This is a genomic window from Lacisediminimonas sp. (assembly GCF_030645335.1).
In the GTDB taxonomy this organism is placed as follows: domain Bacteria; phylum Pseudomonadota; class Gammaproteobacteria; order Burkholderiales; family Burkholderiaceae_D; genus Lacisediminimonas.
In genome coordinates this window covers 1-10,941 of the sequence record NZ_JAUSNH010000007.1, presented here as the reverse complement: position 1 = coordinate 10,941, position 10,941 = coordinate 1, and the positions used below count along the sequence as shown (strand labels likewise).

The window sequence follows — 10,941 nt, the reverse complement described above, 5'->3', positions numbered from 1 at the left end:
TCGACCTGCACCACGCTGTCGTCGGTCAGCGTGACTTCGCCGCTGACGCTTTCCAGGAACAGTTCGCCTTCCACATGCAGCACGCCGGCCACATCGGCAACGACATCGCCGCGCAGGCGGCTTTCATCGTCGATCAGTTCGACCTGGTAACTGCCGCTTGCGGTTTCCACCGTCTGGCTGACGGCCGACCCCATCCGGTTCCACGCAATCTGCATCGCATTGGCCTGCAGCGACAGGCCGGATACGCCGGTCAATGCCACATCGCCTTCGGCTTGCACCGCATAACTGGTGCTCACGCCGTTTGCGCCGACTTCGCTGCGCAGCAAGACTGCGCCGCGGCCATTGCTCAATGCCGCACCAACGCCGCCCAGCGTCAGGCTGGCCTGCAGGTCGTCGATCCCGACCACAATGTCGGTGACCGATTTGTCGGCCGTGGTAGTGACGGTGGACCGGATCTTGAGCGAGCCGCTCAGCGTGCCGAGGCCGGCGACGGTGATCGCGCCTTCTGAAATCGCCAGCTCGCGCAGCGGCGTGCCGTCTTCGAATGCCAGCGTCACCGGCGCGCTGCTGATGCCGGTATTGACCGACAGGTTGATTGCTTCGCCCAGCGCATTGATGCGTACGCTGGCGTCGGCCTGCAGGCTGACGTCGCCGCCGAAGCCTTGCATTTCGCCGCTGCCCGAGGCCATCAGCGCATACGCGGTTTCGCCGGCGGCATTGCGGGTCAGTACCAGTGCCAGGCTGCCATCCTGCAGGTTGACGCCGGCATTGCCGCCGCCGACAAAACCGCTCACGCCAGAGGCGCCGAGCAGGATGCGCTCGCTTTGCGTGACGACGGACCGGGTGCTGCGCACCTCGACCGCGTCCATCACCGCGCCGGTCAGTGCACCGATGAAGCTGATGTTGAAACCGGTGCCGCTGCCGTCAAGGGCGGAGACTTCGACCGAGCTGGCGTTGACGTCGGGCAGCGCGGCAATCAGCGCCGCCAGTCCGGCGGCCACCTCGCCGGCAGGCTTGCCGGCCACATCCAGTTCCGCGCTCCAGCCGCTGCTGCCGGCGAATCGCACGGCGAGCGTGTCGGGCATGGCGCCGCCGGGGAGGCCGATGCGCAATGTCTGCACCGGGCTGATCGTCAGCGCCGGCATGTCGCGCCCGGCCAGGGCGCCACGGTATTGGATGCTGAAGGCGCCACTGGTGTCGCCGGCGCTGACCAGCACATTGCCGGCGCCGATCGCGGACAAGCCCTCCAGCGCTGCCTGCAGGCGGGCGGCATCCAGGCCGCCGGAGATGTCCAGCACAGCGGTCGATTGCGTTGAATCGCCGACTGACAAACGGAATGCTCCCGCGCCCTGCAGTGCGAGTTGCTGGGTTTCGCTGCCGGTGAATCCGATCTGGACGCTGGTCAGCGAGGCTTCCGGCGCTGCCATCGCGCTGGTGATCTGGCCTTCCATGACGGGTAGGTCGACGCCCTGGGCTGCGCCACCGAACGCGACTTGCCAGACATGGCTGCCATCGGCGCCGGCCAGCAGTTGCACGCTGGCTTCGACGCCGGTGCTGCCCAGCGAGGCGCCGCCAGCGCTGGTGGCCGCCAGCAAGGCGGCCTGTACGGCTTGCGCACTGGCGTTCAACGCAATGTCGGCACTGGTATAGGTCTGGCCGCCGAAATCGAGGCTGAGCGTGAAGGTGCCGGGGATATTGTCGTCGTACAGGTTAATGGTCTGGATTGCGCCAGCGCCGGCGCTGCCATCCAGCAGCGTCTGGGTGGCGACCGTCAGTCCGGCGGAACTGGTCGCAGCCACCAGCGTGGCGACATCCTGGCCGCCCAGCGCGCGCTGGAAATCCAGGCGGAAACGAGCGTCCTGCAAGCTGGCGGCACTATCCACACGCACGGCAACTGCGCCGCTGCCCAGCAAGTTGTCGAGTGCGGTCTGGACCTGTTGTGCCTGGTCTTCGACGCCGAAGCCGGCGGAACCGTCGCGCAGCGCCTTGACCGTCAACTTGATCGCACTATTGTTGGATGCGCCCACCAGCGTGGGCAGGTTGAAGCCGGCCAGATCGCCCTTGAAATCGATCAGGTAGTCGATCGAATTATTGGCCGTGAAGCCGCTGCGGTAAGTCACGCTGACATTGTCGGCGCCGACGATCGCGGCCAGTTGCGCCTTGATCTGCGCAGCGTGATAAGTCGGGTCCGCCGAGTAACGGATCTTGCCGGTGCTCGTGTCGCCCAGTTGCAGCCAGAACTGGCCGGAAGCGGACGGATTGGCGTTGATCGTCAATACCTGTCGTTCATTGACCGCGGTATTGGTGGACAGCACCGGAATCGCCGCCGTGACCTGCCCGCCCAGCGCCAGCGTGAAGCTCTGGCCGCTGGCGCCATTGCTGGCCAGCGACAGCAACTGCACTTCGTTGCCCGGCAGTTGCACCGCTACTGTTTCTTCAATCACGCCCCAATCGGCCTTGTCGGCCGGATCGTCCGGCGCGACCATCCACAATCCCGCCCCACCCTGGGCGCTGGCGACGGCGACCGGCTTGCCGGCCAGCGCAGCGATGAATTCAATCCGGAATCCGTCGGCGCGCGAGCCGCTGACAGCGACATTGCCGCTACCGATGCCCGCCAGGCTTTCCAGTGCGCTGCGGATAGCGTCGGCAAATACCTGGTCAGACAAGGGACGCGCGCTGGCCGTCAACCCGTCGAGCGAGTTGGCGCTCGCGCTCTGGCCGTTCAATTGGAAGGTATAGACGCCTTCGCGCGCAGTGCGTCCGCCAGCGTCGCTGGTGCGCAGGTTCAGCACGGTATTGGCCGACAGGCCGCCGGCGACCTGCTCGATGCTGGCGCCGCCAGGCCCGCCCTGTGCAAGCGCGGTGAGCGTCTGCGGCGTTGCCAGTTGCACTGGCTCGCGCACCACCGAAAACTGCCCCGACAGCGCACCGAAGCCGTCGACGCCGACCGCGATGTCGCCAGCCAGTTCCAGCCCACCGAGACTGTCGAAGCGAGTTGCCAGCGTGCCGGTAAAGTTGAGGCCGTCAATGCCGCTGATCGAGCCGGCACCCGTCAACTGTCCGGAGCGCGCACCATCGGCCCCAAAGAACAGCGAACCGGCGGCATTGCTGATGGCGACCGTCGCACTGCCAGCGGTGAAGCCGACGCCGGCGTCGTCGACTTCCAGTTGCCAGCTGCGGGTGCCGTCCTCATCCTGGATCAGGATCAGGTCGAAGTCGCCGGACAGCGTCGCCTGTCCGATCGATATTGCGCCGTTCACCGGCACCACGAAACGCGGGCCAGCCAGGTCGAACACGACGGCCTTGGCATCGCTCAAGGTAACGCCGCGGGCGGCGGCCGACCAGTCGACCACGGCAGCGCCGGCGGCATCTGCCAGCGCGCCAGCCTGGTCGAGTGCGCGATTGATCTGTATGCCGGCCTGCTGCAGGTCGGCCAGTTGATAGCCGGCGATGCTGGCGCCGCCGATCGCGGCTTCGCTGGAGATCCAGCGCCGTTGGCTGCCACCGACTTCGGTATTCAAGATGACGGCAATGTCGACATCGCTCAGCATGGCGGACAAGCCGCTGCCGCCGGCGCTCAATGCCGCCGTCACGCCGGCGCCGCCGACGATCAGCTGGTTGACCGTGACCACGCTGGCGTCGCTCAGCGTGACTTGCTGGTTGTCGACCGACTCAATGAAGATTTCGCCTTCAACGGCCAGCACGCCGGCAATTTCCGCCCGTGCCTCGCCGCGCAGGCGCATCTCGTCGCGCAACAGGTCCATGCCAACCCAGCCTTGGCCGGTGGCAATCGACTCTTGCACTGCCACGCCCATCTTGTTCCAGGCGACTTGCACATGGCTGGCTTCCAGCGTCAGGCCGTTGATGCCCTGAAGGCTGGCATTGCCCTCTGCCTGCACCGCGTAGCGCACGCCGCTGGCATCCTTGCGCAACAGCACGGCGCCGCGGCCATCGGTCAGGCCGACGGCCGCGCTGCCCAATGCCAGCGTCGCGCTGACGTCTTCCAGCCCGATGCGCAACTCGGTCACAGCCTGGCCGCCAAGCGTGGTGTGGCTGCTGTGGATTGCCAGCGAACCGCTCAGCGTGCCCAGGCCATCGACGGCGATCGAGCCATTGCTGATGACGATCGACTGTACTGCCGTATCGTCGCCAAAGGCCAGCGCGACACTGGCGCCGCCCGACAGCGCAATGCTTTGCTGGATCGCACTGCCCAACTGGTTGATCGCAACCACCGCGCCCGATGACATCGTCACGCGACCGTCAAAACCGGTAATCTCGGCCTGGCCGCTGGCTTGCAGCGCATAGCCGCCCAGCCCGACTGCATTGCGTCCCAACACCAGCGCCATGCTGGCATCCGACAGCGACACGCCATTGACGGCGTCACCGAACCGGCCTTGCAAACCGGATGCGCCGACCAGGATGCGCGCACCGGTCGCGTGCTGCATCGTGGAGACTGCGATCTGGCCCGACAGCGCGCCGAAACTGCCCATGCCCAATGCCGCCGTGCCGGACAAGTTGAACTCGCCATCCGCGCCGAAGCTCGCCTGCGCCGTGCCGCTGGCGCTCAGGCCCGCCACGCCGCCGACTGAAAAATCGCCGGCGATCGAGCCGGCCCTGCTGCGGTCCGCATTCAGGCGGATCGTGCCTGAGCCACGGGTCAGTTGCACGAACGCCGGGCCGGCGGCAATCACCAGTTGCACGTCCTGCGCGCTGATGTTCCAGCCCATCTGGCCGCCCTGCTGCACCAGCGCCAGTTGCATGGCGCCATCCAGCGTGGCTTGCCCGATCCTGATTGCGCCGTCTGCTGCCAGGTCCAGCGTGTCGCTCAACTGATCCATCGCCAGCGTCTTGCCGTTGGCGAGATTGAACAGGCGCGACTGCGCCCACGACAGCGTCGTGCCGTCGCTGGCCGACACTGCCCGGTTCAGCGATAGCGTGGCTGCATCCAGCGAGGCGAATTCCTGGCCGCCCACCACCAGGGAATCAGCGTCCACCTTGGCGCTGACCCAGGAACGCAGGCCGCTGACTTCCTTGGCATACACCAGCGCAAAGTCGGCGCCGGCAATGCCGGCGTCGAGCCCGCTGCCGCCGGCGGTCAGATTGGCTTTCACGCCGGAACCCATGACGGCGATTTCGCGCACGTCGGCGCTGCGGCCGTCGGACAAATTACGGATGCCGCGATTGGCTTCCACCGACATCTCGCCGGCAAAAGACATCACGCCATTGATGGCGGCGGCAAAACGCCCTTCGATACGGAACGCATCGGCTGCGAGTTCCAGCGCAATGGCGCCGCCGGTAGTTTGCACGCTGGCAGAAACGGCGTCATTGCCGCGATTGAGGCGCAGCGATACTTGCTGGCCCGTCAACGTCAGCGCTGAATCTACCGTAATGCTGAGGTCCGCCCTGGCCTGCAGCGCGGTCGAAAATTGCGCCAGCCCGCCCGCCAGCGGCGTGCGCGTGGACAGCACCAGGGCCGCTTCGCCGGCGCTGACTTGCAGCGACAATTCGCCGGCAACCAGGTCGGCAGCGAGGTTGCGAACGCCAACCAGCAATTGCGCTTCCCGCACTGTGCCGGTGACGGCGCTGCGATAGTCGAAAGCAAAGTCGCCCCGCAATTCGCCCAGTCCGGCCACGTCGAGTTCAGCGCCGATCGCCTGGAAACGATTGATCCGCTCAGCGCTGGCAAAGTTGAGCGAGCCCGCACTGGCGCCGCCAAACGACATGGCGATGGCCTGGCCCAGCGTATTGGCCTGGAACCCGAGCGTGCCGGAGAAACTGCTGCCGGCAACACCCTGCAAGGAACCGGTGCCGGACGCCTGCACCGCATAGCCGCCCTGGCCCAGCGCCATCGCCAGCGTGCCGCCCGCCATCGCGAGCGACGCACCGCTGGCCGGGTCGCCCAGGCGCGCAGACAGGTTGGCGCCGGATACCAGCAGCAAACCGGATACCGTGTCGTTGGCAATCGAAAAATCGCCCGACAGTGCGGCCGAAGCACCGGCCGCCACCTGGCCCGAGCCGGAAATCGACACCGCAAGCTGGCTGCCGGTCACCGCGATCGAACCGCTCACACCGATCAATTGGCCGGATAGATCACCGGCAGACCAGCTGGCGGCGACATCGCGCAATCCGAATGTCATTGCCGATGTTCCGCCGGCATGGCTGACCGCAATGTCGAAACCACCCGTGAGGTGCAGGCCAGCCAGGTCAAGTGATGCGTCGAGCGATACGCTGCCCGATCCGTTCGGATCAGCCAGCAAAGTAAACAACTGGTCCAGTTGCGCCAGCGCCTGCGCGCTATCCGGAATGTTCAGGTCCAGGATGCCCGGAAGCTGGGTCGCCACCAGTTGCAGGCGGTCGGCCAGGTAGACCGGCTTCAGGAAAACGCCCTGCCCGGTATAGAGACCCTTGTAGCTGGTGAAGGCGCCGCTGCGTTGGCCCCAGGTGATGATGTCGAACACCTGGCCGGCGCTGGGCCGGAAGTCATTGATCTGGGTCAGGTCGAGTGTGCCGTCCAGCGTTGCAGTCCCGCTGACTGCCAACTTGTCGTAGGTATTGTCCGATGGTGCGGACTGGCTTGCCCCAGCGGCGCCGCCTATCTCCATCTGCAAAACGCCGCCACTGCCCTGCGCATAAGCAGCGACGCTGATCAGGCCTGCATCTTGCCCCGGTGCGACGATACCGGCATTGACCACCGGACCAGCCAATGTGCCGCCACCGACCAGTTGTTCGCCGGCGTCGACCTCGATAGTGGCTAACGAGTCCTGCGCCAGCGTCAGCGGGGTGCCGCTGGCTAATATCAGTTGCAGGGTTTGCGGGGCCGCCAGTTGCGCCAGCGAATCATCCGGCGCCGTGGAATCAGCAGAGGGCGATGTCGTTTCCGAGCCACCAGTGAGCAAGGGATCGGGATCGGGTGGCTCACCGAGCAGAATGTCACCCGACAGCAAGGTGCGCTGCTCAAGTGTTTCCAGTTTGACCGGTGCGGAACGCTTCTTCCTCGTGACCGGGCCGGGACGACGTGCTTGCTTTTCTGATTTAGCCACGCTGGGCTCCTTCGCAACAGCAATCTTGTTTAGACGCAATTGTTCCAATGTGCGATTAAAGCACATATTTACATCTGGATACAGTTAGCCGAAGGAGTAATGTGGAACAAGCAATGCCATTTCGTCACGTTCCTTTAAATTCAAGGACTTAGTTAACGATTCAGGTCATTTGTGAGGGGCAGAAAGCGGCTGGAAAGCGCAGTAAAATAGCGAAATCAAGCCGAAAGCGGACGCCAGATACGCAGGAAAATGCCAGGCCGCAGCCCCAGGACGCTGCCTCAGGCCGACTGCAGCATGACCCGGTTGCGGCCTTCCTGCTTGGCCTGGTACAAGGCCTGGTCCGCGCGCCGCATCAAATCGCGCATGGGCTCGTCCGGACGGGAAACCGCCACGCCAATGCTGACGCTGTACGGTGGCCGCCGCATTTGCGGATCGGGCCGGTTGAGCAGCAGGCGCAGTCGCTCGGCGACGGCAAGGGCTTGCGTGACTTCCGTTTCCGGCAGCAGCAAGGCGAATTCTTCGCCGCCGACACGGGCAAAACTGTCGATGCCCTCGCGCAACACGGTCTCGGCCCGCAGAACCAGGTCGATCAGCACCTGGTCGCCTTCCGCATGGCCGAGCGTGTCATTGATTTTCTTGAAATAGTCGACATCGATCAGCAGCAAGGCCATTTGCCGGCCACTGCGCCGCATGCGCATGAATTCGCGATCAGCCAGTTCGAAGAAGGCGCGACGGGTCCAGGCGCCAGTCAGGAAGTCATGGTTGGCCACGTCTTCCAGCTTGGCCAGCATATTGTCATGCACCATCATCACGGCGCCAAAGGTCAGGATCGGCAATACCAGGGTGCCCAGCGACAGGAACAACAGGTTCCATGGCGAGGGCTGCAGCAACGCCGTCATGTCGGCGTTGCTGGTGCTATGGACCAGGATACGCGCCGCATGGCCGAGCACGATGACCCCCGCCATGATTTTGGTAAACAGATGGGGATAGCGCGAACGCCGTCCCTGCGGCGAATACCTGATCGACACACAGATCGCCAGGGCGATGAAGGCCTGGTGCAGCGCAATAACGATGGTGCGGCCGAGGAAGGAATCCAGCTGGTAATGGAAAAACGCAATGCCGGCAAACACCGCCACGACACTGGCGGCGATCCACACCAGGTAAATGGGGCGGTCGAAAAAGCGACGGTAGCCGATCAATATCGCCGCGCCCGCTGCCGCATAAACGGCATTGGCCACCTCGAACGCAAGAAAGGACGGCAAGTCACGTCCAAAGGCATACAACAGGAATGCGGCACAACCCAGCAAGTTGCCGCAGGTCCACTCCCTGACACCGGGGATACCGGTGCGCCACATGGACAGCATTACCAGCATCATCAGCAGGCACAGCAAGGCACCGATCAACAGGATGTGGAAATTGCTGAGCATCGTTCGCGCAGCTCCCGGGTCAGGTGGCGATCATGCGGCTAGCCCACCCACTTGCGGGCGTTGCGGAACATGCGCATCCACGGTGAATCTTCATTCCACTGCGATGGACGCCAGGAATGCTGGACACTGCGGAATACGCGCTCGGCATGCGGCATCAATACCGTATAGCGGCCGTCCGCTGTGGTGACGGCGGTAATGCCCTGCGGCGAGCCGTTCGGATTGAACGGATAGGCTTCGGTCGGCTGGCCGCGGTTGTCGACAAAGCGCATCGCCACCAGGGACTCATCGATGCTGCCGGTCTGGCTGTAATCGGCGAAGCCTTCGCCATGCGCAATCGCAATCGGGGTCTGGGTGCCGGCCATGCCGGCGAAGAAGATCGACGGCGAGTCGGCCACTTCCACCATGCCGAAGCGGGCTTCGAACTGTTCGGACTTGTTGCGGGTGAACTTGGGCCAGGCGGCCGCGCCCGGGATGATGGATTTCAGGTTGCTCATCATCTGGCAACCATTGCAAATGCCCAGTCCGAAGGTATCGGGACGATGGAAGAAAGCGGAAAACTGTTGCGCCATCTGTTGGTTGAACAGGATGGTCTTGGCCCAACCCTCACCGGCGCCCAATACGTCGCCGTAAGAAAAGCCGCCGACGGCAATCACGCCCTTGAAATCTTCCAGCCGGGCACGACCGGCGATCAGGTCGCTCATGTGGACGTCGACCGCTTCAAAACCGGACTTGTGCATCACATACGCGGTTTCGACATGCGAATTGACGCCCTGCTCGCGCAGGATCGCTACCCGCGGACGGGCGCCGGTGGCAATGTAGGGCGCCGCGACATCCTGCTGCGGATCGAAGCTCACACGTGGCGTAATGCCGGGGTCGGCAATATCCAGCAAGCGGTCGTATTCCGCATCGGCGCAGGCCGGATTGTCGCGCAGGCGGGCAATGCGCCAACTGGTTTCGCTCCACAGCCGGTGCAGCTCGGCGCGCGGGCGCTGGAAAATCACCTTGGCGTCGCGAGTGAACTCGACCGCATGGCGATCGTTGAGCTTGCCGATGATGTGCGAGCAAGCGCCCAGTCCGGCGGCGCGCAACTGGTTCATCACGTCGGATTTCTGCTCGGCACGGACCTGGATCACGGCGCCCAGCTCTTCGGAAAACAGCGCGTGCAAGCTCAGTTCATTGCGCCGCTCGCCGACCTGGCTGGTCCAGTTCTTGGCGTCGCCCCAGTCGGCAGCGTGATCGCCCTCCATCGCCAGGATGTCGAGGTTGACCGTCACGCCACAGCGGCCGGCGAAAGCCATTTCACACAGTGTGGCGAACAGGCCGCCGTCGGAACGGTCGTGATAGGCCAGCAGGCTGCCGGCGGCGTTCAACTGCTGGATCGCGGCAAAAAAGGATTTCAGGTCTTGCGGGTCGTCGACGTCCGGCGCCTGGTTGCCGACCTGCTGCATCACTTGCGCCAGTGCAGAGCCGCCGAGGCGGTTCTTGCCGCGGCCGAGATCGATCAGGATCAGAGAGGTTTCACCGGCATCGGTGCGCAGCTGCGGGGTCAGTACGCCGCGCACATCCGGCACCGGCGCAAAGGCCGACACGATCAGCGAAACCGGCGCGGTCACCGACTTGTCGACGTCGCCGCTGCTCCCCTCTTCCTTCCACGTGGTGCGCATCGACAGCGAATCTTTTCCGACCGGGATCGACAGTCCCAGCGCCGGACACAGTTCCATGCCGACCGCGTGGACGGTGTCATACAGCGCCGCATCCTGGCCGGGCTGGCCGCAGGCCGCCATCCAGTTTGCCGACAGCTTGATGTCCGTAATGTCGGCAATCGGCGCGGCGGCAATATTGGTCAGCGCCTCGCCAACGGCCATGCGACCGGACGCCGGCGCGTTGATCACGGCCAGCGGTGTGCGTTCACCCATCGCCATCGCTTCGCCGCGATAGCCTTCCAGGCTCATCGTGGTCACCGCGCAATCGGCGACCGGCACTTGCCACGGGCCGACCATCTGGTCACGCACAGTGTGCGCACCCACAGTGCGGTCGCCAATCGTGATCAGGAAAGATTTGTCGGCCACGGTCGGCAGGCGCAGCACGCGCTCTACGGCGTCGTCCAGCGTGATGCCGGTCAGGTCGAGCGGCGCCAGTTGCACCGCGACCCGCTGCACGTCGCGCTGCATTTTTGGCGGCTTGCCGAGCAACACGTCCATTGGCATGTCGACCGGCTCGTTGCCGTGTTCGGAGTCGATCACTTTCAGTTGCCGTTCTTCGGTCGCCGTGCCGACCACCGCAAACGGTGCACGCTCGCGTTCGCAAAACGACAGGAACAGCGGCAGGCTTTCCGGCGCAATCGCCAGCACATAACGCTCCTGCGATTCATTGCTCCAGATTTCACGCGGGGACAGGCCGCTTTCTTCCAGCGGCACACTGCGCAGGTCGAAGATCGCGCCGCGCTTGGCGTCGTTGGTGATTTCCGGGAAGGC

Annotated in this window: 3 protein-coding genes; all 3 read right to left on the bottom strand. The window is 64.6% G+C overall.

Features of this window, described 5'->3' with window-relative positions:
* A partial coding sequence (locus Q7T64_RS00420; RefSeq protein ID WP_304789321.1) for a hypothetical protein occupies positions 1-7,040 on the bottom strand: 7,040 nt, incomplete at its 3' end.
* A gap of 278 nt (positions 7,041-7,318) precedes the next feature.
* A complete protein-coding gene (locus tag Q7T64_RS00415) occupies positions 7,319-8,467 on the bottom strand; it encodes a diguanylate cyclase (RefSeq protein ID WP_304789318.1) in 1,149 nt (382 codons plus the stop codon).
* Positions 8,468-8,505: 38 nt separating this feature from the next.
* Positions 8,506-10,941: phosphoribosylformylglycinamidine synthase (gene purL, locus Q7T64_RS00410; protein ID WP_304789315.1), on the bottom strand; the 2,436-nt coding region annotated here is incomplete at its 5' end.